The organism is Nonomuraea fuscirosea, assembly GCF_035917475.1.
Classification (GTDB): Bacteria; Actinomycetota; Actinomycetes; order Streptosporangiales; family Streptosporangiaceae; genus Nonomuraea; species Nonomuraea fuscirosea.
Genome location: NZ_CP109074.1, coordinates 11,153,693 through 11,180,321, shown reverse-complemented (window position 1 = coordinate 11,180,321; position 26,629 = coordinate 11,153,693). Strand labels below are relative to the sequence as shown.

Annotated in this window: 15 protein-coding genes and 3 rRNA genes; 10 read left to right on the top strand and 8 right to left on the bottom strand. The window is 66.7% G+C overall.

Features of this window, described 5'->3' with window-relative positions; genetic code table 11:
* Positions 1 to 68: 68 nt before the first annotated feature.
* Complete coding sequence (locus OIE67_RS51615) at positions 69 to 1,706, bottom strand: peptide ABC transporter substrate-binding protein (protein WP_326634527.1); 1,638 nt, start codon at positions 1,704 to 1,706, stop codon at positions 69 to 71.
* A 473-nt stretch (positions 1,707 to 2,179) separates the two neighbouring features.
* Between OIE67_RS51615 and OIE67_RS51610 the strand changes: the two genes are divergently transcribed.
* Positions 2,180 to 3,115: an ABC transporter permease gene (locus tag OIE67_RS51610; RefSeq protein ID WP_326634525.1), complete on the top strand. Its 936-nt coding sequence runs from the start codon at positions 2,180 to 2,182 to the stop codon at positions 3,113 to 3,115.
* Positions 3,108 to 3,974: an ABC transporter ATP-binding protein gene (locus OIE67_RS51605; RefSeq protein ID WP_181308528.1), complete on the top strand. Its 867-nt coding sequence runs from the start codon at positions 3,108 to 3,110 to the stop codon at positions 3,972 to 3,974. The genes OIE67_RS51610 and OIE67_RS51605 overlap by 8 nt, the downstream gene beginning before the upstream one ends.
* A gap of 92 nt (positions 3,975 to 4,066) precedes the next feature.
* Here the strand turns inward: OIE67_RS51605 and OIE67_RS51600 are convergent, their stop codons facing one another.
* Positions 4,067 to 5,302 (bottom strand): glycosyltransferase, encoded by a 1,236-nt coding sequence (locus tag OIE67_RS51600; RefSeq protein WP_326634522.1) that lies wholly within the window; start codon positions 5,300 to 5,302, stop codon positions 4,067 to 4,069.
* Between the two features lie 46 nt (positions 5,303 to 5,348).
* Between OIE67_RS51600 and OIE67_RS51595 the strand changes: the two genes are divergently transcribed.
* Together OIE67_RS51595 and OIE67_RS51590 are read left to right on the top strand one after the other, a co-directional pair.
* Positions 5,349 to 5,957: a TetR/AcrR family transcriptional regulator gene (locus OIE67_RS51595; RefSeq protein ID WP_326634520.1), complete on the top strand. Its 609-nt coding sequence runs from the start codon at positions 5,349 to 5,351 to the stop codon at positions 5,955 to 5,957.
* A 170-nt stretch (positions 5,958 to 6,127) separates the two neighbouring features.
* Positions 6,128 to 6,283: a hypothetical protein gene (locus OIE67_RS51590; RefSeq protein ID WP_181308554.1), complete on the top strand. Its 156-nt coding sequence runs from the start codon at positions 6,128 to 6,130 to the stop codon at positions 6,281 to 6,283.
* Positions 6,284 to 6,822: 539 nt separating this feature from the next.
* On the opposite strand, the gene OIE67_RS51585 is transcribed toward OIE67_RS51590, so the two are convergent.
* Together OIE67_RS51585 and OIE67_RS51580 are read right to left on the bottom strand one after the other, a co-directional pair.
* Positions 6,823 to 7,761 carry a hypothetical protein gene (locus OIE67_RS51585; RefSeq protein WP_106250565.1) on the bottom strand — a complete coding sequence of 313 codons (939 nt, stop codon included), beginning with the start codon at positions 7,759 to 7,761 and terminating at the stop codon, positions 6,823 to 6,825.
* A 422-nt stretch (positions 7,762 to 8,183) separates the two neighbouring features.
* Complete coding sequence (locus OIE67_RS51580) at positions 8,184 to 9,500, bottom strand: KamA family radical SAM protein (RefSeq protein ID WP_326634513.1); 1,317 nt, start codon at positions 9,498 to 9,500, stop codon at positions 8,184 to 8,186.
* 177 nt (positions 9,501 to 9,677) lie between these two features.
* Here OIE67_RS51580 and OIE67_RS51575 point away from each other — a divergent pair, with 177 nt between their 5' ends.
* From OIE67_RS51575 to OIE67_RS51555, 5 genes are all read left to right on the top strand, one after another.
* Complete coding sequence (locus OIE67_RS51575) at positions 9,678 to 10,235, top strand: DUF1707 SHOCT-like domain-containing protein (protein WP_326634511.1); 558 nt, start codon at positions 9,678 to 9,680, stop codon at positions 10,233 to 10,235.
* A 219-nt stretch (positions 10,236 to 10,454) separates the two neighbouring features.
* The gene (plsX, locus tag OIE67_RS51570; protein WP_326634509.1) at positions 10,455 to 11,474 is read left to right on the top strand and encodes a phosphate acyltransferase PlsX; all 1,020 of its coding nucleotides are present in this window, start codon (positions 10,455 to 10,457) and stop codon (positions 11,472 to 11,474) included.
* 42 nt (positions 11,475 to 11,516) lie between these two features.
* Complete coding sequence (locus OIE67_RS51565; RefSeq protein ID WP_326634507.1) at positions 11,517 to 13,928, top strand: HAD-IC family P-type ATPase; 2,412 nt, start codon at positions 11,517 to 11,519, stop codon at positions 13,926 to 13,928.
* On the top strand, positions 13,925 to 15,652 hold the full coding sequence (argS, locus tag OIE67_RS51560) for an arginine--tRNA ligase (protein WP_326634505.1): 1,728 nt from the start codon (positions 13,925 to 13,927) through the stop codon (positions 15,650 to 15,652). The genes OIE67_RS51565 and argS overlap by 4 nt, the downstream gene beginning before the upstream one ends.
* 162 nt (positions 15,653 to 15,814) lie before the next feature.
* Positions 15,815 to 17,107 (top strand): hypothetical protein, encoded by a 1,293-nt coding sequence (locus OIE67_RS51555; protein WP_326634503.1) that lies wholly within the window; start codon positions 15,815 to 15,817, stop codon positions 17,105 to 17,107.
* Positions 17,108 to 17,433: 326 nt separating this feature from the next.
* Here the strand turns inward: OIE67_RS51555 and OIE67_RS51550 are convergent, their stop codons facing one another.
* A complete protein-coding gene (locus OIE67_RS51550; protein WP_043633494.1) occupies positions 17,434 to 17,817 on the bottom strand; it encodes a cell division protein SepF in 384 nt (127 codons plus the stop codon).
* A 168-nt stretch (positions 17,818 to 17,985) separates the two neighbouring features.
* On the opposite strand from OIE67_RS51550, the gene OIE67_RS51545 reads away from it, so the two are divergent.
* Positions 17,986 to 18,750 (top strand): PhzF family phenazine biosynthesis protein, encoded by a 765-nt coding sequence (locus OIE67_RS51545; protein ID WP_326634497.1) that lies wholly within the window; start codon positions 17,986 to 17,988, stop codon positions 18,748 to 18,750.
* Positions 18,751 to 21,099: 2,349 nt separating this feature from the next.
* Here OIE67_RS51545 and rrf read toward each other — a convergent pair.
* The 3 genes from rrf to OIE67_RS51530 form a co-directional block, all read right to left on the bottom strand.
* Positions 21,100 to 21,216 (bottom strand): 5S ribosomal RNA (gene rrf / locus OIE67_RS51540).
* Positions 21,217 to 21,377: 161 nt separating this feature from the next.
* A 23S ribosomal RNA gene (locus OIE67_RS51535) occupies positions 21,378 to 24,488 on the bottom strand.
* A gap of 318 nt (positions 24,489 to 24,806) precedes the next feature.
* Positions 24,807 to 26,328: ribosomal RNA gene (locus tag OIE67_RS51530) — 16S ribosomal RNA — on the bottom strand.
* The 16S, 23S and 5S rRNA genes sit together here, the layout of an rRNA operon.
* Positions 26,329 to 26,629 lie beyond the last annotated feature (301 nt).

Below are 26,629 nucleotides of genomic sequence, written 5' to 3'. Positions count from 1 at the left end.
TGGCTGCCTCCAAGTTCAGCCATCCGACGGGTGGACGGCGGGAGCCGCCGCCCACCTGGCGAATGACGTCAGGCCTTCTCGATGTCAGCCCAGTTGATCTGGTTGAGCAGGTTGAGCTTGACGTTCTTGACCTTCGTCGAGTGCCCGAAGTTGCTCCGGTAGAAGTAGACCGGGATGTACGGAAGCTCCTTGAGCAGGATGTCGTCGGCCTGCTGGTAGAACTTCAGGCCCTCGGCCGAGTCGGTGGCCTGGTCGCCCTTGGCCACCAGCTCGTCGAAGTCCTTGTTGGAGTAGCCGCCGTAGTTGGAGCCGGTGCCGATGGCGCCGGTGCCGAAAATCGGGGTCAGGTAGTTCTCGGCCGCCGGGTAGTCGATCGCCCAGCCCATCCGGAACAGGCCCTTGTACTCCTTGGAGTCCAGAGCGTCCAGGATGCCCTGGAACTTCTCGAACGGCTTCGGAGTGACCTCGATGCCCAGGTTGGCGCGCAGGTTGTTGGCGACGGCCTCGATCCACTCCTTGTGGCCGCCGTCGTTGTTGTAGCCGAGCTCGATGGTCTTCGGACCGCCGGCGGCCTCGTACAGCTTCTTGGCCTCGGCCGGGTTGTACGTGCACGCCTCGCACGCGCCCTGGCGGTAGCCGGGGATGGCCGGGTTGATGAAGTCGTCGGCCGGCGAACGGGTGCCGGAGAAGACCGTGTCCGTGATCGTCTTGCGGTCGATGGCCATCGAGATGGCCTTGCGCACGTCGACGTTCTGGAAGTCCTTGTTGTACTTCAGCGGGGTGCCGATGTAGCCGATGGAGGCGTCGGGCTCGTCGAAGTACCGGTCACCGAGCACCTGCTTGGCCGTCGAGATGGCCGTGGCAGGCAGCGAGTCGTGGATGTCCAGGTTCTCGGCCTGCAGGTCGTTCCAGGCGGTCTCGGAGCTGGTGTAGACCTTGAACTGGAGCTTGGTCCAGCCCGTGGGCTTCTTTCCGGGGAACTTGTCGTAGACCGACAGCTCGATGGTCGGGTCGGTGCCCTTCTTGTAGGGCTTGTCCAGCTTGAACAGGCCCTGGCCGATCGGCTGCTCACCGAAGGCCTGAGTCACCTTGCCATCGGGGCCGATGGCCGACTTCGGCATGGGGTAGAAGGCGGTGTAGCCCAGCATCGTCTTGAACTGGGAGAACGGTGCAGCGAGGGTGACCTCTAGCGTGGAGTCGTCGACGACCTTGAGACCCTTCATCTCCTTGGCCGACGGCGTCTTGCCCTCACCCGGGTGCACGTCCTCGTACCCGTCGACGCGACCGAAGAAGTAGGACGAGCTCATGGCGTTGTCCTGGAGGGCGGCGAAGTTCCACGCGCGCGCGTAGTCCGCTGCGGTGACCGGCGTGCCGTCGTGCCACGTGTAGCCGGACTTCAGCTTGATCGTCCAGACCTTGCTGTCCGTCGTGGTGATCGACTCGGCGGCCTCTTCGACCGGCTGCTTGTTCTCGTCGTAACGTACGAGCGGCGAGAACACCGCGGCGAGGACCTCAGAGCCCTCGGTCTCGGTCGTGTTCTGGGGGTTCAGGAGCTCCTGGGGCTCACCGATCTCCATGCGGACCGGCGTCTCCCCGCCGCCCGCGGCAGTGCCGCCGCTGTCCGAGGCACCGCCGCCACACGCGGCAACCGCGAGGGCGAGCAGCGCGGTACCGGCGACGATCCGTGCGCCCTTAGTAACACGCATGGTGAAAGAATTCCTCCCTCTACAGGTGGGCGCCAAGCGCTGAGCTGCGGTGATCCGGAGCAGCCTGACGGGGGGTTCCTGGTATCCCCCCGGATTTGGCTGACATGGTCAAACCAGCCCGACGCCCTGCCAGTCGATCGCGACTATCCCTTACTACTTGCCACCAGGGAGTCTCTGGCGCATTGCAGTTCGGTCACACGTGTGCCTATCCACCGTCACGGGCATTCAGCCCAGAAACGTACAAACAGCCCAAACAACGATAGAGGGTAGAGCCCGGACGTGAACAGTCGATGAAAAATACCCCCTACACGACGGTGGTCGCGCCCTTGCCACCACACCCCGCCTCGCTGGGCTACGGTTGAGCAGGTCTTGACGACGCCTTGGAACCCGGCGTCGCCAAGCCCCGTCCAACAGACTGTCGCCGACCCGCGTGACAGGCACTCCACCGACCGGGATCCAATAGAGTCCTTGCCATGAGCCAGCCGGAATCCGCTGTAGCGGACGCCCAGGCGGGCGGCCGAAGCGGGCAGGAGCCGCTGGCCAAGCTCGCCAAGAGATACGGGCTTCGCCGTGCCATCGCACGGCCGAGGTTTCCTGTCTACCTGCGCCAGCTGTGGCAGCGGCGTCATTTCATCCTGACGTACGCGACCTCACGCAACGTCACGAAATACTCCAACTCCGCGCTGGGCCAGCTGTGGCAGGTGCTGACGCCCCTGCTCAACGCCGGCATCTACTTCCTGATGTTCGGCCTCATCCTGGGCGGCAACAAGAACATCGCCAACTACCCGGCCTTCCTGCTGACCGGGATGTTCATCTTCACCTTCACGCAGCGCACGGTCACCGCGGGCGCGAAGTCGATCTCCGGCAACCTGTCGATGATCAGGGCACTGCACTTCCCCAGGGCGTCGCTGCCGCTGGCCTACACGATCCAGGAGCTGCAGCAACTCGCCATCTCCATGGGCGTGCTGCTCGCGCTCGTGATCGCCACCCAGGAGTGGCCCACGTGGTATTGGCTCATGATCCCCGTGGTGCTCCTGCTGCAGACGATGTTCAACGTCGGCGCCGGACTGGTGGTCGCCCGGCTCGGCGCCACGATGCGCGACCTCAACCAGTTGCTGCCGTTCATCACCCGCACGTGGCTCTACGCCTCGGGCGTCTTCTTCTCGATCCAGGACAAGGTCGTCGACGCCGCGCAGCTGCCCCAGTGGGTGGCCAACGTGATGTATCTCAACCCGGCGGCCTCCTTCATCGAGTGGATGCGCGAGATCCTCATCGCCACCCACAACCCGGAGTACGGCCACCACCCGCCTCCGATGGTGTGGATGTCTTGCGTATTCTGGGCGGTGTTCGCACTCGGCTTCGGCTTCTGGTTCTTCTGGCGGTCCGAGGAGAGGTACGGGCGTGGCTGAACTGACCAAGGAGCTGTCACAGGTGAAGGGCGACAAGCCCGCCGTCCCCGGCAAGGATGTCAGAGTGCATCCCAACCCGGAGCCCCCGGGCAAGCGGCCCCTCGACGTACCCACGGGCACTCCCACCGTCATCGTCGACGACCTCCACATCGTCTACCGCGTCTACGGCGCCGCCTCGGACAACGAGAAGGGCAACGCGGTCAACGCCCTCACGCGCATCCTGAAGCGCCAGGGGCGGCCGCAGATGAAAGAGGTCCACGCGGTCAAGGGCGTGACCTTCGTGGCCTACCACGGCGACGCCATCGGCATCGTGGGCCGCAACGGCTCGGGCAAGTCCACGCTGCTGCGCGCCATCGCGGGCCTGCTGCCGCCGCACGAGGGCGCCGTCTACACCGACGGCCAGCCCTCGCTGCTCGGCGTCAACGCGGCCCTCATGCGCGAGCTGACCGGCGAGCGCAACATCGTCCTCGGCTGTTACGCCATGGGCATGACGCCCGCCGAGGTCAGGGAGAAATACCAGGAGATCGTCGACTTCTCCGGCATCGACGAGTTCGTCCAGCTGCCCATGTCGACCTACTCCTCCGGCATGGGCGCCCGCCTGCGCTTCGCCATCTCCTCGGCCAAGACCCACGACGTCCTGCTCATCGACGAGGCCCTGGCCACCGGCGACCGCGAGTTCCGCAAGAAGAGCGAGGGACGCATCCGCCAGATCCGCGAGTCGGCCGGCACCGTCTTCCTGGTCGCCCACGACCTGCGCGTCATCGAGGAGACCTGCAACCGGGTCATCTGGCTGCACAAGGGCAAGATCAAAATGGACGGCGACCCGAAAGAGGTCATCGCCGCCTACAACAAGGGCTGATCGACCAGCAGGCTCACGTCGGACGTCATCCGCCGCCGCCGGCCTGTCAGCAGGGCGGCTCACGTCGGACGTCACCCACCACCGCCGGCCCGTCATCCGTGCCGGCGGCCGGGCCCGTCGCCGGCCTGGAGCCGGTCCACCGCCTCGACCACGGGCGCCGCACCGTCCTCCGCCGAGACCCCGGCCGAGAGAGCCCGGGCCCGCTGCCGGTAACCCGGGTCGGTGACCGCCGCGGTGAGCGCGGCGGCCAGCCGCGCGGGCGTCAGGCGGCGGAACGGGATCGCGGCCGAGGCCACGCCGAGCGCCGTCAGCCTGGACGCCCAGAACGGCTGGTCGTTCATGACCGGCACGGCCACCGCGGGCACCCCCGCCCGCACCCCGCTCCCGGTGGTGCCGCCGCCGCAGTGGTGGGCGACGGCGGCCATCCGGGGGAACAGCCAGTCGTGCGGCACGTCGCCGACGCCCAGCACGTCGTCGGAGAGGCGCCCCCGCACGCCGGTCTGCAACACGCCGCGCAGCCCCGCCCGCCGCAACGCGTCCACGGCCAGTCCGGTGTGCTGCTCGGCCCGCGTACCGGCCAGGCTGCCGAAACCGACGAAGACCGGTGCGGGCCCCGACGCCAGGAAGTCGCGCAGCACCGGGTCCGGCTGCCAGCCCCGCGGCCGTGGCGGCCACCAGTAACCGGCGATCTCCAGCCCCGGCCGCCAGTCGGCGGGGCGCGGCAGCACCAGCGGGCTGACCCCGTGGAAGACCGGCCAGCGCGTGCTCTCCCTGCGCCGGTAGAGGGCGCGCGGGGTCATCGGGGGCAGACCCAGCCGGGCCCGCATCCTCACGCCCAGCCCGGCCAGCAGCGGGCCCGCGGCGGGCACCTCGAACGCCAGCCGCGCCGCCCTGCGGTTCCCCCACCGGCCGAGCGAGCGCTGGAGCAGGCTCATGACCGGCGGAAACTCCCCGGTGGGATCGACCGGCTGCAGGTGCACCCCCATGCTCGGCACACCCATCGCCTCGGCGACGTGACAGGCGGGCGCGCCCGCCACGCCGAGCAGGAGCACGTCGGCCTCCCGCTCGCTGAGCCCGGCCAGGCCTTCCACGAGCTGCTCGCTGTACTCCCTGAAGGCACTGATGGAGAAGCCGCCGGCCAGAGCGGTGAGCGGGTCTCCTGCAAGCGGGACGCACGCCAGGTCCGCATCGGTCACCAGCTCCGCGTAGGGTTCGTGCGCGGCGATCGTCACCTCGTGCCCGGCCTCGCGTAACCGCACCGCGAGGCCCGCGTACGGAGCCACGTCCCCACGCGTACCGATCCCGATGATCAGAACTTTTGTTGTCATACAGTCGCATGATAAAAGAACGTGCCGGTTTTTACCATGCACCCGCATGAGAAAGCGACGGAACATGCCGAAGATCGTCGACCACGACACCCGGCGGCGGCACATCGCCGAGGCCGTGCACCGCGTCATCCACGCCAGGGGCATGGAGAGCGTCAGCCTGCGGGAGGTCGCCGCCGAGGCCGGCATGTCCATGGGGGCGGTGCAGTACTACGTCACGACGAAGGACCAGATGCTGCTGCTGGCGCTGGAGCGCATCGCGATCTGGATCGGCGAACGGGTGGCGGCCGTCGCCGCGGACCGGACCACGCCGCTCGACGTGCTGCGCGCGACCATCCTGGAGCTGCTGCCGCTGGACGAGGAGCGCCGCTACCTCAACCGGATCGGGCTGGCGTTCCAGGCGAGCTCGGTCGTGTCCGAGGACCAGGCGGCCGCGATGCGGGCGGGGTACGCGGCCCTGCTGTCGTTCCTCACCGACCAGATCAGCGCCGCCCAGAGCGCCGGCCAACTCGCCGCCCACCTGGAGGCCGCCAAGGAGGCGAGCCTCCTCTACGCCTTCGCCCAGGGCATCGTCAACCCCACCCTGGTCGGCCACTACACCCCGGACGACGTCGCGGCGCTGCTCGATCACCATCTCTCGCGCCTTCGCGCGGAGTGATCCAGTGGCGCGCCGCCGCCACGCGAGCCCAGGCCCCCCGATCAGGAGTTCGATCTTGTGTACGAAACTCCCGCGACCCGAGGGGCAAAAGACTGACACCGAGCCTGCCGTTCCGATAGGATTCGAACGTCAATTCGATCCGAGGAACGGTGATGGAGTGGGGGCTCGCGATGGCAGAGCTTTCGGCCGCGATTGACCACCTGGCCACCGAGGAGGTGTCCGAGATCCCGAGGATGCAGCTCGCCGAGCAGCTTCTCGAGCTGCACTGGCAGATGGCCCGCCTGCAGGCCCAGATAGCCCGCCGCACAGGCGTCCGCCTCCCCTGACCCGCCTCCCCTGACCCGCCACGCCTTCAGAGCCGCTATGACGCCCCGGGAAGACCCCCCACGCCCCGGGGCCGAATAACCGCCCCTCGCGCCTTCCACGGCCACCACAGCCACCCTGAACCCGCGCCCAGGACGGCGAGACGAAGGGAGGGCATGTCCCCGTACAACGAAAAGCGCCGCCAACCACAAGGGGTTGGCGACGTGGGGCGGCGCCGCTGCCCTGCAGTAGCGGCGCCCGCGCCCTGGCCGTGGGCGCGTCCGCCCAGGCCCGTGATGAGGCGGCCCGCTCTCGCGGGAGCCTCGCAACCGTCGCGCGTCAGTGTCCCGGGCGCCCGGCACCTCATGGGAGCCCCGGCGACCTGCCGCGTCAGTGTGGCAGCATCCCGATGCGGGACCCGCCGTCAGGGAACAGCTGGGGCACGCGAGCGGGCCGCCACGTCGCCGGCGGGTCCGGTGCCCGGGCGTCGGCACCTAGGACGCCCGCGAACCGTACTGCCGGACTCGGGCCGGCCTCGCTCATCAGCGCCTCCGTCGCGGTCTTAGTCGCGAACCCAGCGGTCCCGCACCGAGCTCGTCAGCGCGTCGGTGGTCCAGCCGAGGGCGGTGATGACGTCGCTGTAGGAGCCGGCGGCCCTGGTCCCGCGGGCCTGGACGAAGCCCGCGCCCTCCTCGACGAGCGGGGCGAGGTCGTCCATGGCCGCGGCCTGGGAGGTCGCGGGCAGCGCCTCGACGACCGGCGCCATCTCGGCGGGCGCGACGTGCCCGATCATCGGGGCCAGCCCGCCGCCGGTGGCGTTCGGCAGGGCGCGCTGCGCGGCCTGGCCGAGACCGCCGAGGACGAGGTCGGCCGACAGGGACTGGAAGCCCTTGGTGGTGCCGGCCATGACGGTGCCGCTGTCGGAGGCCGGCAGCAGGCTGGTGGCGTGCAGCTGGGTCACCGCGCCCCCTGCGGGCGACCCGAGCAGGCCGGTGATCGCGCTCTGCGCGGACGTGCCGGTGGCCGCGGCCTCGCCGCGACCCTGCTTGCCCGCCTTGACCGACGGCGTCGCCGGCTGCGCCATGCGGGCCGCGCCCGACAGGACGGGCAGCGAGCCGGTGAGGCTGCTGCCGGTGGTGAGCGGGAAGCCGCCGACGATGGGCGACAGCTCGGGCAGCGGGCCACCGTCCTGGGTGATGTCCTCGAAGCCGTTCGCCGAGATGCCCTGCTCGGCCTGGTTCTCGGCGGCGGCGTCGAGCTCCGCCTCCGTCATCTGGGTGGGCGGCTTGGCGGCGGACTTGGCCTTGAGGCCGTCCAGCAGGCCGCCCAGCAGACCCTTGCCGGCCAGGCCGCTCAGGAGGCCGCCCAGCGGGCTGCCGGCTGCGGCGGTGCCCGCCCCCTGGCCGTCGATGGGAGCGTACCTGGCGATGCTGTATTGAACTTCGGCCTGCGCGGGCACGGCCATCGCCGCCGCGGCCAGACCGAATGCTGTGACGGCCATAGCCGTCTTGACTACTCGATTCATGATTGCCTTCCCGGCTCGTGATCGATCGCTCTCGAATGCGGTGGAAATGCGAATCGATAACCCCCGTATGCCGTGGCGTGCGCGCTATGGGCACCACACGAAGCGTGCCGCTACGGCTGAGCTACGCCAGCAGTTCTATCACTCGCATTGATCGGCCGCAGGCGCATGAATCCCCATGTAGCAGGGGTTTGCAGGCCGGTTACCGAGTAAAGGGGGAGCGTTGAGCGGAGAGACAAACCGGGAAATAGGAGGGCCTTGTTTCGATATTGTGCGCACGCGCGTGAACACGCGCGTGCGCACGGAGGACGCCCCCGCCGGCCCGCGAACAAAGGGTCGCGTAAAAAAGTCGCGGGCCGGGGGTGCGTTTCTTTCCGGTCGCGGTGGACGCGCGCGACCGGTCAGGCGGGAAGGAGCGCTTCGGCCGGCTCGAACGGAAAACGGTCGGCGAAGGCCGGGCGCAGATCCGTCAGCCAGACCGCGGACGGGTCGTAGCGCGCGAAGAACGGCCGGCCCACCAGCGACGGGTCGCGGGCCTGGATGAAGTGGAGCATGAAGACCTGCTCCCCGGCGATCTCCGTGACGCCGTCGACGCACACCTTGCCCGGCGTGGCCGACATCGAGGGCCCGCGCACCGTGCGGCACAGCCCCGATACGGACGAGTAGGCCTCCCTGAAGATCTCGTACCCGCGGGCCAGCGGCACCGCGAAGTAGTCCTGGGGCCCGGTGTCACGCTCGATGAACATGTAGTACGGGATCATCCCCATCCGGTGCTGCCGCCGCCACATGCCCGACCACACGGCCGGATCGTCGTTGATCGACCTGATCAGCGGCGCCTGGGTCCTGATCGTGGCCCCGCTGCCGAGGATGCGCTGGACGGCCGACTCGACCAGCGGCGACTCCAGTTCGCGCGGGTGGGAGAAGTGGGCCATGAACGCGAGGTTCTTGCCCGCCTCCACCACTTCCTCGAACAGGCGCAACGTGGCGTCGGCGTCGGGGTCGGTGGTGAACCGCTGCGGCCAGTAGGCCAGCGCCTTGGTGCCGATCCTGATGGATTCGAGCTGCTCCAGTTCGAGCAGCGGCTCCATGTAGCGCCTGATCACGGGCTCCCCCATGATCATCGCGTCGCCGCCGGTGATCAGCACGCTGGTGACCTCGGGATGGCGGCGGACGTAGTCGACCATCTGGCCGATGTCGTCGGAGGCGAACTTCAGGTCCGCGTCGCCGACGAACTGCGCCCACCTGAAGCAGTAGGTGCAGTAGGCGTGACAGGTCTGCCCCTGTTTAGGGAAGATCAGCACGGTCTCCGGATATTTATGCTGCAACCCGGGGACGGGCTCGTCGCCGATCCTCGGGACGTTGAGTTCCTTCTGACCCGCGGGATGCGGGTTGAGCTGGGCGCGAACGCGGTTCGCCTCGGCCTGGATCTCGGAGTTCGGGGCCTCGGCCTTCAGCAGGTCGGCCAGCCTGGCCACGTCTTCCGCGGGCAGCATGTCCGCCTGCGGGAAGACCAGCCGGTATATGGGGTCGTCGGTCGCGGCAGACCAATCTATGAGTTCATCGACGACGTAGGCGTTCGTCCGGAAGGGCAGCACCGTGGCGACCGCGCGGACCTTGAGCCGCTCGTCGTCACCCAGCCCTGCACGCCGCAGAAGCTCGTCAAGGTGCTTGGACGTGTACGCCTTGAAGCGTCGGGTGCCTGCCTGGTTCAAGATCACTAGGCCTTTCCCATCTTTTTTGTTCGATCGGGTGTAAACCTCACGACCCTGTCGCGCGTCTACGGTCCTTAATACCCGGACGCGCCCAGCGGCGTCACCGGTTCCGCTGGGCTCCAAGTTTTCCTTGAGGTTCGGGACACTCGCGACATATCGCGATCCGGCATAAACTCCTATACCGTGACCAACGATCCGCAGCTTCGCGCTTCCGACGCCGACCGCGACCGCGTGGCCGCGGTGCTCGGCGAGGCGCTCGCCACAGGAAGACTCACCAGCGTCGAGCACGCCGACCGCCTCGACGTGGCCTACACGGCCAAGACCGTCGGCGAGCTCGTCCCCCTCACCCGGGACCTGCCCGAGGTGTCCGCCTCCAGCCCGCCCGCCGGCATCGAACGGCAGGTCATCGACTCGAAGTTCAGCAAGATGGTGCGCAAGGGCCACTGGGTGGCCTCCAGGCACGTCAAGCTGTCGGCCAGGTTCGGCGCGCTCATCATCGACCTGTCCGAGGCCGTGCTGCCGGGCCGCGAGATCACCGTCGAGACGGACGCGCGGTTCAGCAAGGTGATCGTGCGCGTGCCCGACAACGCCAACGTGATCGACGAAGGCAACTCGATCTTCGGCAAGCGCAACGTGACGGGCGGGTCCCAGGGCGACGGGCCGCTGATCCGGGTGACCGGGTCCTCGAAGTTCTCCAAGGTGATCGTCACCCGCGGCAAGGATGACTGGAACCTGCACTAGCGGACGGCCGGCGCGAAGCCCCGGACCCGGCGCGCCGCCTGGACCGGACCCAGGACCGGGCCGCCGCCGGCCCGGACATGACTGGAACGTGCCCTCCAGGGAACCAACAGGGCCTACCCGCCGGTTAACCTGGCACCTGCCTCGCCTGCGATGCGGACATACCGAGCCCGCGTACCGGCCAAGCCGTGACGGCGGGCTCGATGCCGTACGAGGTGATCAGTGTCCGACAGCAGGCCCATCGCGCTCGACGCCATGGGCGGCGACCACGCACCCCACGAGATCGTGGCGGGTGCCGTGCACGCCGTACGCGAACGCGGCCTGGCCGTCGTCCTCGTCGGCTCCCCGCGCGTGCTCTACGAGGCGCTCGCCGACCACGACGCCACCAAGGAGGTCCCGATCGTCCGGGCCGAGGAGGCCCTGGCGATGGACGAGGGCGCGCTGGCCAGCCTGCGCCGCCCCCGTTCCAGCATCGCCGTCGCCTGCCACCTCGTCCGCCGCGGCGACGCCGCCGCGGTCGTGTCCGCCGGATCGACCGCGGGCATCGTGGCCACCGGCAGGCTCCGGCTCAAGGGCCAGCAGGGCGTGCTCAGACCGGCCATCGCCGTCGCGCTGCCCACGCTGCCCGCCCCCACCGTGCTCCTGGACGCCGGCGCCAACGCCGAGGTCAAGCCGGAGATGCTGGTGCAGTTCGCGCACCTCGGCGCCACGTACGCCGAGCTCGCCCACGGCATCAAGGACCCCAAGGTGGGCCTGCTCACGATCGGCAGCGAGGCGGAGAAGGGCAACAAGCTCGTCAAACGCGCCCACGAGCTGCTGCAGGGCTCCCCCGGCATCCAGTTCGCCGGCAACGTCGAGGGCCACGACCTGCTCACCGGCAAGGTCGACGTGATCACCACCGACGGCTTCACCGGCAACGTGGCGCTCAAGACCATGGAGGGCGCGGTCCGCTACGCGTTCACCGAGCTCAGGGAGAGCATCGGCGACAGCAGGGTGGCCCGGCTCGGCGCCGCCATGCAGCGCTCCCGCATCCGCGGCCTGCGCCGCCGCCTCGACGCCGAGGAGCACGGAGGAGCCGTCCTGCTCGGCCTCAACGGCACCGTCGTCATCGCCCACGGCGCCGCCAGGGCGCAGGGCATCAGCGCGGCCTGCCGCCTCGCCGCCGACCTGGCGCACGGCGGCGTGGTGCCGGCCATCGGCGAGACGGCCGCATCCCTAAGTCGCTCCCACAGATTGTGGTGAAGGCTTAGTGTGTGAGTCCGATCCACAGAAACGGGGGGTTATGTGGACGGGCTCACCTTGACCGCGCCCGGGCTGACGTCCGCACAGGTGGCGGGGGCGAAGGCCAACCACGTGCCACGCCGGTCGAGCAGGTCGCTGAGCGCGATTCTCCGGGCGAACGTCTTCACCCTGTTCAACCTGGTCATCGGCGTCCTGTGGGCACTCATCCTGATCTTCGGGGAGTGGCAGGACGGCGCGTTCGGGCTGGTCATCGTGGCCAACGCGCTGATCGGCATCATCCAGGAGGTGCGCGCCAAACGCACGCTCGACAAGCTCGCGGTGATCAACGAGGCTCCCGTACGCGTGCGCCGCGACGGCGAGGAACGTCAGGTCAGCCCCCGTGACGTGGTGCTGGGCGACCTCATCCTGCTCGGTCCCGGCGATCGGCTGCTCGTCGACGGCGAGGTCGTCCACGCGGAGGGCCTGGAGGTGGACGAGTCGCTGCTCACCGGCGAGGCCGATTCCGTGCACAAACAGCCGGGCGAGCAGGTCCTGTCGGGCAGCTTCGCGGTGGCGGGCTCGGGGGCGTTCGTCGCCACCAAGGTCGGCACCGACGCGTACGCCGTGCGCCTGGCCGAGGAGGCCAGCCGGTTCCACCTCGCCCACTCCGAGCTGCGCGCCGGGGTCGCGAACTTCATCAAGTACATCACCTGGCTGGTCATCCCCATCGGCGCGCTGCTGATCTACAGCCAGCTGCGCAACTCGGCCGACCTCGGCACCGCCATCACCGGCGCGGTCGCGGGCATCGTCACCATGATCCCCGAGGGGCTGGTGCTGACGACCTCCATCGCGTTCGCGGTCGGCGTCGTGCGCCTGGGCCGGCGCGGGTGCCTGGTCCAGGAGCTGCCCGCGATCGAGGGCCTGGCCAGGGTGGACGTGCTCTGCCTGGACAAGACCGGCACCCTCACCGCGGCCGGCATGGACCTCGACCAGGTCCTCCCCGCCCACCCCGACAGGTCCGCACCCGCTGTCCTTCCTCAGCCCGACGGCCGCCCGATCGATCCCGCGCTCGCCGCCGCCCTGGCCAAGCCCGACGGCCAGCCGATCGACGCCGCGCTCGCCGCCCTGGCCCACCTCGACAGCCGGCCGAACGCCACCGCCGAAGCCATCAGGGCCGCCCACCCCTCCGCCGACGGCTGGACGGCCGGCGCGACCGTGCCGTTCTCCTCGGCGCGCAAGTGGAGCGGGGCTGACTTCGGCGAGCACGGCACCTGGGTGCTGGGCGCGCCCGACGTGCTGCTCCAGGGCGGCGACTGCTACGACAGGGCCGCCGAGCTGGCCGCCACGGGAACCCGCGTCCTGGTGCTGTGCCGCGCCACCGGCCCGGCCGCCCTCACGGACACCGCAAGCACGCTCCCCGCCGGCCCCCTGCTCCCCGTCGCGCTCGTCACGTTCAAGCAGCGCATCAGACCGGACGCCCGCGACACCCTGCGCTACTTCGCCCAGCAGAACGTCAAGCTCAAGATCATCTCGGGTGACAACACCCAGGCGGTCTCGGCCATCGCGACCGGCCTCGGCATCCCCGGCGGCGAACGTGCCATCGACGCCAGGACACTCCCGCACGACGACCCGGACAAACTCGGCGAACTACTCGACAGCCACACCGTCTTCGGCCGGGTCACCCCGCGCCAGAAGCGGGAGTTCGTGACGGCGCTGCAGTCGCGCGGTCACACGGTCGCCATGACCGGCGACGGCGTCAACGACGTGCTCGCGCTCAAGGACGCCGACCTCGGCATCGCGATGGGCGCGGGCAGCCCGGCCACCAAGGCGGTCGCGCAGGTGGTGCTGCTCGACGACAAGTTCGCCACGCTGCCCCACGTCGTGGGCGAGGGCCGGCGGGTGCTGGCCAACATCGAACGGGTCGCCAACCTGTTCCTCACCAAGACCTTCTACGCGATCGTGCTGTCGTTGCTGGTCGGGGTGGCCGGGGTCGCGTTCCCGTTCGCGCCGCGCCACTCGACCCTGACCAACGCCCTGGTCATCGGCATCCCGGCGTTCTTCCTCGCGCTCGCCCCCACTCTTGAGCGCGCCGAGCCCGGGTTCGTGCCCCGTGTGCTGCGCTTCGCCGTACCGGCCGGAGTGCTGTGCGCGCTGGCCGTGCTGCTGTCGTTCTGGGCCGCGCACAACGGCGCCTCCTCCCTCCTGGAGGACCAGACCGCCGCCGTGATCACGCTCTTCCTCACCACCTGGTGGGTCCTCGTCCTGATCGCCAGGCCGCTCAACTGGTGGCGGGCGGCCATGGTCGCGGCCATGGCGGTGCTCTTCTGCGTCGGCCTGTCCCTGCCCTTCATCAGGGAGTTCTTCGCCCTCGAACCCGGCGACCCGAGCAACGATCTGATCGCCGTCGGCATCTCGGTCGTGGCCGCTTTTCTGATAAGCGTGTCGGTCAAGCTCGCCGGTACCCTTAGACCATGACCGACCCGCAGATTGTGCTCACCGAGCGCGTCCAGCAGGCGCTGGCCCGCGCGTTCGGCCCGGAGCACGCCGACGCAGATCCGCTGATCCGGCCCTCCCAGTTCGCCGACTTCCAGGCGAACGTCGCGATGAGCCTGGCCAAGCGTCTGCGACGGAGCCCGCGGGAGGTCGCCGAGGCGATCAGGGCGGAGCTGTCCGATTTCCCCGGCACGATCGAGGTCAGCGGCCCCGGCTTCCTCAACATCACCCTCGCCGACTCCTTCATCGAGTCCGAGGCCCGGGGGATGCTGGCCGACCCGCGCCTCGGCGTCGGCACGATCACGCCGTCGCAGACCGTCGTGATCGACTACTCCGCGCCCAACGCGGCCAAGGAGATGCACGTCGGCCACCTGCGCACGACGATCGTCGGCGACTCCCTGGCCCGCCTGCACGAGCACCTGGGCAACACCGTCATCAGGCAGAACCACCTGGGCGACTGGGGCACCCCGTTCGGCATGCTCATCGAGCACCTGCTCGACATCGGCGAGCAGGCCGCGGTCGCGCAGCTCGAAGCCGGCCAGGGCACCGAGTTCTACCAGGCGGCGCGGAGCAAGTTCGACGGCGACGAGGACTTCAAGACCCGCGCGCGGACGCGGGTCTCCACCCTGCAGTCGGGCGACCCCGACACGCTGCGGCTCTGGCACGTGTTCATGGACGCCACCGTGCGCTTCTTCAACAAGGTCTACGACCTGCTCGGCGTCACGCTGACCGACACCGACATCGCCGGCGAGAGCATGTACAACCCGATGCTCCAGAAGACCTGCGACGACCTCGAGGCGGCGGGCACGGCGGAGATGAGCGAGGGCGCGCTGTGCGTCTTCCCGCCCGGCTTCACCGGCTCCGACGACAAGCCGCTGCCGCTCATCATCAGGAAGAGCGACGGCGGCTACGGCTACGCCACCACCGACCTGGCGGCCATCCGCTACCGCGTGCACGACCTCAAGGCCGACCGCATCCTCTACGTCGTCGGCAACGAGCAGGCGCTGCACTTCCAGATGGTGTTCGCGGCGGCCCGGCTGGCCGGCTGGCTGCCCGACACGGTCGACGCCGAGCACGTGCGCATCGGCATGATGCTGGGCAAGGACGGCCGGCGGTTCAAGACCCGCTCCGGCGAGTCGGTCAAGCTGATGGACCTGCTCCAGGAGGCCGTCGACCGCGCCGCCCGGCTGATCGAGGACCGCGGCTACGACGAGGCCCTCAAGCGGGAGATCGCCCACGCCGTCGGCATGGCCGCGGTGAAATATGCCGACCTGTCCGTCAGCCACGACAGCGAATACGTCTTCGACCTCGACCGCATGGTGGCCACGACCGGCAACACCGGCCCCTACATGCAGTACGCGACGGCCCGCATCCGCTCCATCTTCCGCAAGGCGGGCATCGAGCCGGACGAGGCGAACGCCCCGATCGTGCTGGCCGCCCCGGCCGAACGCGCGCTCGGCCTCCACCTGCTGGGCTTCGGCGAGCTCGTCGCCCAGGTCACCGCCGCCTCCGAGCCACACCGGCTGTGCGCGTTCCTCTTCCAGACGGCCAGCCTGCTGAGCACGTTCTACGAGGAGTGCCCGGTCGTCAAGGAAGGCGTCGACCCCGAGACGAGAGACCAGCGGCTGGCCCTGTGCGCGCTCACGTTGCGCGTCCTGGAGACCGGGCTCGACCTTCTGGGCGTCCCTGTCCCCGAGCGCATGTAACAGGCAGTTGACTCAAAGTCTCCCGTTCCGTCATGGGCGCGCCTCCACCCGGTTGGCGCGCCCATGCGGTTACGCTTTACGCGGTCATGAACTGAGGCCGAATTGGGGGAGTTCTCTGCCTTGAGCACGGACCTGACTGCGAGCCCCCCAGCAGCGACCGAGTTGCATCGCTATGCCGAGGCGCTGCTGGCGCACCTCGCCGCCAAGGGCACCGCGCCTCCTGCCGCACCGAGCTTCCGCGACGTATCCGGCTACTGGCTGCCCCCGGCCGTCCAGGCGCTGGTCGCCATCCTGTCCGGCGACGACCCGCTGGAGCACCTGAGCAAGGCGGCCGGCCGCGACGAGCAACAGACGGCCCTCTTCCTCTGCCTGGCGCTGGCGGTGTCCGGTCAGGGCAGCCGCATCCACGCCTCCTGGCTCGGCACCGCCTTCGGCGAACTGTCCCTCGACCGCCCTGTCACCCACGGCCAGCGCTCGCTCTGGCTGGCCGCCGCCCGGGGGGCGTACGGCCCCGCCGGCAAGATCTTCGTGCTGCGCAAACTCGACGCGCTGGCCGTCCAGGACCGCGCCGACCCGCAGGAGTGGGTGCAGGCGCTCGTGCCCGGTGAGCCGGCCGTCGTCGTGCCGCCGTCGCTGGTCGACTTCCCCGAGATGGCCGAGATCCCCGCACTCGCCAGGCCCGCCGTGGCCGCAGCCCGCCTGGCCAGGCTGCGCGGCCGCTGCGCGGAGATCACCTCGGCCCGGCAGGCCGAACACGACTCCGCCGCCCCGCTCGACAACAGCTCCAACAGCCCCGCCGCCGCCTGGGCCGAGAACGAGCCGCTGGCCGTCCTGCGCTCGCTGATCGGCCTGGGCGGACCGGCCGGGCCGATGGCCTCACTCAGCACCTACCTGCTCGACGACCTGCGCCCCGGCGCCGACCCGCATCTCGCGGCCATCGCCCTGCACGTCGCCGCGCCCATCCTGCGCGCCGTGGCCGAAGAACTCGAAGCCGACAGCCGCCTCGACCCGCCGGAAACGCTGACCGTGCCGCTGCTCGGCCACCGCATCCACCTGCGCCCCGAGGGCCCCGACCAGGATTCCCTGGCGGCGGCGGAGGAGTCGATCGTCACCGACGGCATGGTGCCCCGCGGGCGCCCGTGGGCCGCCGTGGTGCTCACCGTCGCCGGCGTGGCCTGTCTCGTCGGCGCGGTCCTCGCCGCCCGTCTGCTCGCCGCGGCCGCCGTCGCCATGATCGGCCTGGCCGCCTGGCAGCTCTGGCAGCGCCGCAAACTCGCCGAGGCGGACGCCCGCTACGTGGCCTCCCAGGTCAACGAGCTGAGGGAGCTGGCGGAAGGGGCCGTCTGGGCGCTGCACGCGTACGCCCGCGAGTCGGACGCCCGAGCCAAGCAGGCCGCCGAAGACGCCGCCGAACTCACCCTCCTCATCCGCCGCGGCCCCCGCGCCGCCCACTGACGTAAGCCCGCGAAGTCCTCGGCCCGGCCACACCCAGCAAGCCGGCACCCGCCCCAACAGACCCCGCCCAGACGGAACCCGCCGAAACAGGGACGGCCCGCGCCAGAATCCGCCGGAACCAAACCGCCGGACAAACCCGCTAGGGCCGTTGCCGGCGCGCCTGACCGCCCAGCCCACGAACAGCCAGCACCATGCCGAACAGCCCTATGCCGGGCAGCCCTTGAACACGTGCTTCGATCGGAGGCCGGCCGCAGGTAGAAGACGAGCGGAGGGGGATAAGACGAGGATCATCTGGCGGTCAGCACGGCCTTCCTATATATGCGCGATCAGGTGGTCTCGATCTCCACGTGAGCCGGCGCGAGCAGGAAGACGCGCTCGGCGATGCGCTCGATCCGCCCCTCACACCCGAAAGCCAGCCCTGCGGCGAAATCGACCATCCTCGTCGCCTCGGACATCGACATGCCCGTAACGTCCATGATCACCGTTTGCCCGTCACGGAAATGCTGACCGATCAACGGCGCGTCGTTGTACTTGAGCGGCTGGACCATCACGATCCGCGACGAGTCGACGTTCGCGCGCCACCGCCGGGCGGCCCGCTCGGTCGCGGGGACGTACTCGTCCTCGTAGTGCTCGTCGTCGTCATAGCCCTCGTCGTAGTGATCGACCCCGCTCAGGCCAAGGTAGCTCACCACCTTGCGCACTGCCCCCATCGGCTTGTCCTTTCCTCAGGAACTCACCGTAATCGGCACGTCCCTACACATTGGACGGTAACCGACGATTCCGCATTCGCCACGCGACACGCCCAGCCCTAATTCCATTTTGTACGGCTTGCAGCCTGGTTGCAGCTGGATATCCGCCCCCCGTATACCCTGAGCCACATGCTCCTCTTCACCGTCGATGCCTTCACCGACACAGCTTTCAAGGGTAATCCCGCGGCGGTCTGCCTGCTGGACACTCCGGTTACTGAGCGGTGGATGCAGAGCGTAGCCAACGAGATGAGCCTCTCCGAGACCGCTTTCCTGCTCGGAGATTCGCTGCGCTGGTTCACCCCGACGGTGGAAGTCACACTCTGTGGCCATGCCACGCTGGCGACCGCACACGTCCTCTATTCGACCGGTGCGGCGACGGGACAGCTGGAATTCAGCACGGCGAGCGGGATCCTTACCGTGAATCGGCGCACCGACGGCATGATCACAATGGATTTCCCGGCCAAGCAGGTGACCCCTGTCCCCGTTCCCGAGGGCCTGGAGAAAGCGCTCGGCGCCACTCCGGTGCGGGTCGGAAAAAGCGCGCTCGACCTGCTGGTCGAGGTGGACTCGGCGGAAACCGTACGCACCCTTGGCCCCGATATCGAAGCCCTGGCCGCCGTGGACGCGAGAGGCGTCATCGTCACCGCTCCCGGCGAGGACACCGACTTCGTCTCCCGCTTCTTCGCCCCGAACGTGGGCGTCAACGAGGACCCGGTGACGGGCTCGGCCCACTGCGCCCTGGCGCCGTACTGGTCGGCCCGCCTCGGCCGCACCTCCCTGACCGGCGCCCAGCTGTCGGCGCGGGGCGGCACCGTACACGTCCGCCATGACGGCGACCGCGTCCACCTCGCCGGCCACGCCGTCACCGTGATGTCCGGCACGCTGCACCTCTGACCCTCGCCTCTCCCGGAAGTACGCACTCGTCCCTCTGCCACCAAAACCACGAAGTAGTCCCGAAACCTCACCACAACCCCCCAAACCCCAACCCACCCCAGCACCCGGCACCCCGACCCGCAGCCCCCTGCCCACACCCACCCCACACCAGGTCCCATCCCAGCGCCCCACACACCCCCTGAGCCCCACCCCCACGGGGCCAGCTCCCAGCCAGCCACCGCCACCCCTCCCACGCAACTCCCCCGGCTGCCCGCCCCTCACCCCATGCTCGGAACCTAGCCGACAGCCGCCGGCGACCCCGCCTACCCGCCAACGACGACGCGACCCGCCCCACCCCCGCAGCGGCACGACCTCCAAAAACCCGGCCACCAATCGACGCGCACAGACGGACACGAACCACCCGACGCCCGTCGCCCTCCCCCACAACGCCAAGCCTGCCACCGGCCCCGGCGATGAACGTCGACTCGCAGCAGACGCCCGTGGCATCGGCCTCCACGTCGAACGCCGACACCAGCCCTCCCACACCGAAGGCCACCGAGGCGTAACACTCCAGCCGCCCAGGCGGAGTCAACCCGCGCACACAAACACAAAGCCAGAAGCGTTCGTCAACCGACGTGATCATGAAGCCATGCTGGCAGGCCCCACCGACATATTCCCCTACGCCGAGACTGATCCCGAAATTCTCCAGAAACAGCCGCGAACAGCTCCGACCGCAACGAGGACTCCACCGAGCGAGTCGAACCATATCCGCTGGTGAACCATCGCAGAACGCCCGGTGGAGAGCGACCGCAGAAGCACCATTGTTTGTTCAGACCATCCCGAAGTCGTAGGTAGCCGTCTCGGGGAGGTGATCGTTGCAGGGCGACCAGGTCATGGAGCCGTTGAACTCGGAGGCCACAACACAGCCCATGGCGGAACGGTCGCGCTGATCAGCCGGGTCGAACGCTAACGGCCGACCACCCCGCTGCTACCACGCACCCTCGCTACTACCACTGTCGCCGCTGATGGCCGGCCGCCCCCACTGATCCTGACCGCCCCTGCTTCCACGGTTGCCAGCCAGCGAGACAATCGGCCAGTTCGGGACTCATGCAGCGGAAGCCGCGTGAACGCTATGTTCTGCGATGTGCCGTAGTGCGACTCTCCCATACGGGCAAGTGAGCATGACCGCCAGAAAGGAGTAATCATTGTCGAGCCCCGGCGAGAACACCGACGAGGCCCTCACCGGCGATGGCATCCACGCCGCTGCCCCAGGACATCGACAACCGAACTCGCCGACCACGTCGAGTTGGAGTCCCGACCGGGTCCACCCCAGCACCACTGACGCTCCCGGACAAGACCCGCAGCCGACTCGACCCAGACCACGGCACGCTTGGCTGCGCCACGACCGACGGCAACCAACAGCACATCCCCGCACAGCCCAGCAGCAAGCATCAGAGCCGACAAGCCACCGATCAGGTAAGTGCCGGCCGAGCTGACGGCCTCGACCGGGTCCCAAGCCGGTCCGGCCCCCAGACGCGACGCGCTGAGCTGTGCCGTGAGCGTGGCAAACTCCGGCGCGTCCCCGCGCTGCCCGGCGATGAGCACCAGGGGCCGTCAACCACTATTGCTGTTCATATGCCAAGTGCCGCATGGTCTACAGCCCACTGCGGGAATGCCGAGGGCATGACCGGCGCACTCAGGTCGTACAGCACACAGACCGCGGACCATATGCCGGGAGTCGTGCACCCCACCGCGGCGCTTCGCCCCAATCCTGCAGCAGAAGCCGTCTATCGGCTGACGTTTGCTCCATCGCGGTGCGGCGACTTGGACCCGCCAGCGGAAGCCGTCTCTTGGCTGACGCCTGTCCACCGGCGGGTTCGCAGACCCGGACTCGTCAGTGGATACCGTTGGTCAGCTGGTGCTTGCTCCATCGCGGTGCGCCGGCCCCGACCCGCCAGCGGATGCCCGTTCCATTGCGACGACCAACGAGGGCCTGAAGCTTACTGGTCGTAGTAGTTCCCGCCGCGCTTGCTGCGCATCGGTGACGGAGAATCGCCGCGTCACCGGTTAGGTGTTCATGAGGTCGCCGTTGTTCAAGCTCTTCTTGGTCTTTGATCCCTTTGGCGGAGACCTCTGCTTGTCCGGCTACTACACGACGTCGACCCGCACGAACCCCCACAGCAGGCCCGCCCAGGCAGGAGACCGTCCCCAGGAACGTCCTCAGCGAGGCCCACCCGAGCCCTCACAGGCCAGCAGCCCGCCAAGCTGCCCCGAAAGGCTGCCCGGCGGCAGGACCCTGAGAAAGAGTCCGGACATACAAGAAGAGGGCCCCGACGCTGTAAAGCGTCGGAACCCTCCTCGAGAAAGATTGTCCGGCGGTGACCTACTCTCCCACACCCTCCCGAGTGCAGTACCATCGGCGCAGAGAAGCTTAACTTCCGGGTTCGGAATGTAACCGGGTGTTTCCTTCCCGCCATAACCGCCGTAACCCTCTGAAACACACAAACAACACACGCTGTTTGCTGCCTCAGAATTGCTTAGTGGACGCGAGCAACACACTCCAAACCCATCGAGTGCGGCGCAGCTCTGGACCCGGCGAAGAGAACAGAACGCAGCACACACCCCACAGAGCAAAGAAGAGTTGCTTTGTGGTCAAGTCCTCGGCCTATTAGTACCGGTCAGCTCCACACGTTACCGTGCTTCCACCTCCGGCCTATCAACCCGGTCGTCTACCGGGAGCCTTACCCCTGTTACAGGTGGGAGACCTCATCTCAAGGCGAGCTTCCCGCTTAGATGCTTTCAGCGGTTATCCCTTCCGAACGTAGCCAACCAGCCGTGCACCTGGCGGTACAACTGGCACACCAGAGGTTCGTCCGTCCCGGTCCTCTCGTACTAGGGACAGCCCCTTTCAAGTCTCCTGCGCGCGCAGCGGATAGGGACCGAACTGTCTCGCGACGTTCTAAACCCAGCTCGCGTACCGCTTTAATGGGCGAACAGCCCAACCCTTGGGACCTACTCCAGCCCCAGGATGCGACGAGCCGACATCGAGGTGCCAAACCATCCCGTCGATATGGACTCTTGGGGAAGATCAGCCTGTTATCCCCGGGGTACCTTTTAGCCGTTGAGCGACACCGCTTCCACACGCCGATGCCGGATCACTAGTCCCAGCTTTCGCTCCTGCTCGACCCGTCAGTCTCACAGTCAAGCTCCCTTGTGCACTTACACTCAACACCTGATTGCCAACCAGGCTGAGGGAACCTTTGGGCGCCTCCGTTACTCTTTAGGAGGCAACCGCCCCAGTTAAACTACCCACCAGACACTGTCCCCGATCCGGATCACGGACCAGAGTTAGACGTTCAAAACGACCAGAGTGGTATTTCACCAATGACTCCACCCGAACTAGCGTCCGAGCTTCCCAGTCTCCCACCTATCCTACACAAGACGCTCCAAACGCCAATGTCAAGCTGTAGTGAAGGTCCCGGGGTCTTTCCGTCCTGCTGCGCGTAACGAGCATCTTTACTCGTAGTGCAATTTCGCCGGGTCTGCGGTTGAGACAGCGGGGAAGTCGTTACGCCATTCGTGCAGGTCGGAACTTACCCGACAAGGAATTTCGCTACCTTAGGATGGTTATAGTTACCACCGCCGTTTACCGGCGCTTAAGTTCTCACCTTCGCCCAGCCGAAGCTGAACTAAGCGGTCCCCTTAACGTTCCGGCACCGGGCAGGCGTCAGTCCGTATACATCGTCTTACGACTTCGCACGGACCTGTGTTTTTAGTAAACAGTCGCTTCCCCCTGGCCACTGCGGCCCCCACCAGCTCAGGATGCAAAACCCATCACCAGCAGAGGCCCCCCTTCTCCCGAAGTTACGGGGGCAATTTGCCGAGTTCCTTAACCACAGTTCACCCGATCGCCTTAGTATTCTCTACCTGACCACCTGAGTCGGTTTAGGGTACGGGCCGCCACAACACTCACTAGAGGCTTTTCTCGGCAGCATAGGATCATCCACTTCACCACAATCGGCTCGGCATCACATCTCAGGATACGCGTGAGGCGGATTTACCTACCTCACTCCCTACATGCTTACCCCAGGACAACCATCGCCTGGGCTGGACTACCTTCCTGCGTCACCCCATCGCTTACCTACTACCCGATCGGATCGAGCGTTCAGCCTCACACCAGTCCCGAAGGACCAGCGGACTTAAGGACTCTTAGCATCACGAGGTTCAGTATGGGCGCATTGAAGCGGGTACGGGAATATCAACCCGTTGTCCATCGACTACGCCTGTCGGCCTCGCCTTAGGTCCCGACTTACCCTGGGCGGATTAGCCTGGCCCAGGAACCCTTGGTCATCCGGCGCGAGGGTTTCTCACCCTCGATTCGCTACTCATGCCTGCATTCTCACTCGCACAGCCTCCACAACTAGATCACTCTGCTGCTTCGCCGGCTGCACGACGCTCCCCTACCCATCAACCCCCCTCGAAAGGAGGATCAATGCCACGACTTCGGCGGTGTACTTGAGCCCCGCTACATTGTCGGCGCGGAATCACTTGACCAGTGAGCTATTACGCACTCTTTCAAGGGTGGCTGCTTCTAAGCCAACCTCCTGGTTGTCTCTGCGACTCCACATCCTTTCCCACTTAGCACACGCTTAGGGGCCTTAGTCGGTGATCTGGGCTGTTTCCCTCTCGACTACGAACCTTATCGCCCGCAGTCTCACTGCCACGCTCTCACTTACCGGCATTCGGAGTTTGGCTGACGTCAGTAACCTTGTCGGGCCCATTAGCCATCCAGTGCTCTACCTCCGGCAAGAAACACGCAACGCTGCACCTAAATGCATTTCGGGGAGAACCAGCTATCACGGAGTTTGATTGGCCTTTCACCCCTACACACAGATCATCCCCCAGGTTTTCAACCCTGGTGGGTTCGGTCCTCCACCCAGTCTTACCTGAGCTTCAACCTGCCCATGCGTAGATCACTCCGCTTCGGGTCTACAGCATGCGACTCAAACGCCCTCTTCAGACTCGCTTTCGCTACGGCTCCCCCACACGGGTTAACCTCGCCACACACCATAACTCGCAGGCTCATTCTTCAAAAGGCACGCAGTCACATCACACACCAGCAAACTGATGTAAGCTCCTACGGCTTGTAGGCACACGGTTTCAGGTACTATTTCACGACCCCTCACCGGGGCACTTTTCACCTTTCCCTCACGGTACTCGTGCACTATCGGTCATCAGGGAGTATTTAGGCTTACCAGGTGGTCCTGGCAGATTCACACAGGATTTCTCGGGCCCCGTGCTACTTGGGATCCCCTCAAACAGTCGACAAGGTTTCGCCTACCCGGCTCTCACGGTCTACGGCGCCCCTTCCCAGAGGCTTCGACTACCCCACCGATTTATCACTGTTCACAGTCCCGGCAGAGACTGTAAGAAGGTCCCACGACCCCGGACATGCAACGCCCGCCGGCTATCACACACGCCCGGTTTAGCCTCATCCGCTTTCGCTCACCACTACTCACGGAATCACTCTTGTTTTCTCTTCCTACGGGTACTGAGATGTTTCACTTCCCCGCGTTACCACCAACCGCCCTATACATTCAGGCGGAGGCAACACCACATGACTGGTGCTAGGTTTCCCCATTCGGACATCCCCGGATCAACGTCTGGTTGGCGACTCCCCGAGGCTTAACGCAGCCTCCCACGTCCTTCATCGGCTCCTGATGCCAAGGCATCCACCGTGTGCCCTAAAAAACTTGGCCACAAAGATGCTCGCGTCCACTATGCAAATCTCAAACAACAAACAGCAACCGGCTCCCACCCCACAACCCGCAGGATGTTCACCGGCCCTGTACCGAGGTCAAACAAGCAAACCCAAAGGCTGCCCGTTTCCTCAGGACCCAACAGTGTGTCCAACCAGCTCACGCACCCGTGACCTCGTTCCCACTCCCAGCCCTCCCGAAGAAGAGCCAGACGGTACTAGCAGTCCAGTCACGCGAACCGGTTGAGTAGCCAGTGCTCCACTAGTGAGCTGTCACCCCACCACACATTCGGTAGTGACGGGTGAGAGTGCTCCTTAGAAAGGAGGTGATCCAGCCGCACCTTCCGGTACGGCTACCTTGTTACGACTTCGTCCCAATCGCCAGCCCCACCTTCGACCGCTCCCCCCAGCAAGCTGGTTGGGCCACGGGCTTCGGGTGTTGCCGACTTTCGTGACGTGACGGGCGGTGTGTACAAGGCCCGGGAACGTATTCACCGCAGCGTTGCTGATCTGCGATTACTAGCGACTCCGACTTCATGGGGTCGAGTTGCAGACCCCAATCCGAACTGAGACCGGCTTTTAGGGATTCGCTCCGCCTCACGGCATCGCAACCCTCTGTACCGGCCATTGTAGCATGTTTGCAGCCCAAGACATAAGGGGCATGATGACTTGACGTCATCCCCACCTTCCTCCGAGTTGACCCCGGCAGTCCCCCATGAGTCCCCAACCACCAAAACGGTGTTGCTGGCAACATGGAGCAAGGGTTGCGCTCGTTGCGGGACTTAACCCAACATCTCACGACACGAGCTGACGACAGCCATGCACCACCTGTCACCCAGTCCGAAGAAGGATCTATCTCTAGACCTGTCCGGGTGATGTCAAACCTTGGTAAGGTTCTTCGCGTTGCGTCGAATTAAGCAACATGCTCCGCCGCTTGTGCGGGCCCCCGTCAATTCCTTTGAGTTTTAGCCTTGCGGCCGTACTCCCCAGGCGGGGCGCTTAATGCGTTAGCTCCGGCACGGAACCCGTGGAAGGGTCCCACACCTAGCGCCCAACGTTTACAGCGTGGACTACCAGGGTATCTAATCCTGTTCGCTCCCCACGCTTTCGCTCCTCAGCGTCAGGTAAGGCCCAGCAAGCCGCCTTCGCCACCGGTGTTCCTCCTGATATCTGCGCATTTCACCGCTACACCAGGAATTCCACTTGCCCCTACCTACCTCTAGCCGGCCCGTATCCACCGCAGACCCGCAGTTAAGCTGCGGGCTTTCACGGCAGACGCGACCAGCCACCTACGAGCTCTTTACGCCCAATAATTCCGGACAACGCTTGCGCCCTACGTATTACCGCGGCTGCTGGCACGTAGTTAGCCGGCGCTTCTTCTGCAGGTACACGTCAACTTCGTCCCTGCTGAAAGAGGTTTACAACCCGAAGGCCGTCATCCCCCACGCGGCGTCGCTGCGTCAGGCTTCCGCCCATTGCGCAATATTCCCCACTGCTGCCTCCCGTAGGAGTCTGGGCCGTGTCTCAGTCCCAGTGTGGCCGGTCGCCCTCTCAGGCCGGCTACCCGTCGTCGCCTTGGTAGGCCACTACCCCACCAACAAGCTGATAGGCCGCGAGCCCATCCCCAACCGAAAAACTTTCCACCACCACCCGATGCCAGGGGCGGTCATATCCGGTATTAGACCCAGTTTCCCGGGCTTATCCCAGAGTCAGGGGCAGGTTGCTCACGTGTTACTCACCCGTTCGCCGCTCGAGTACCCCGAAGGGCCTTTCCGCTCGACTTGCATGTGTTAAGCACGCCGCCAGCGTTCGTCCTGAGCCAGGATCAAACTCTCCAAACAATGTCTGGAAACAATCCCAACAAAAATCCATCAAGTACAAATGACTTGACGAGGTGTTGCATGAAAATCATGCACTGGCTTTTAACACACTGTTGAGTTCTCAAGAAACGGACGCGTACATCCGCACCGAAACCACTTCCGTGATCCCCGCTCGGAGGCGTTCACTCCGTTCGTTCTTCCGTTGTGTCTTAATTCTTTCAGCCGTTCAAGTCCCTGTCAAATTGACCGGACTCGCTCGACCTGCGGGAATTAAGCTCTGCCCCCTTTCGGAGACAACCCCTCTAACTTACCAGCCGTTCGG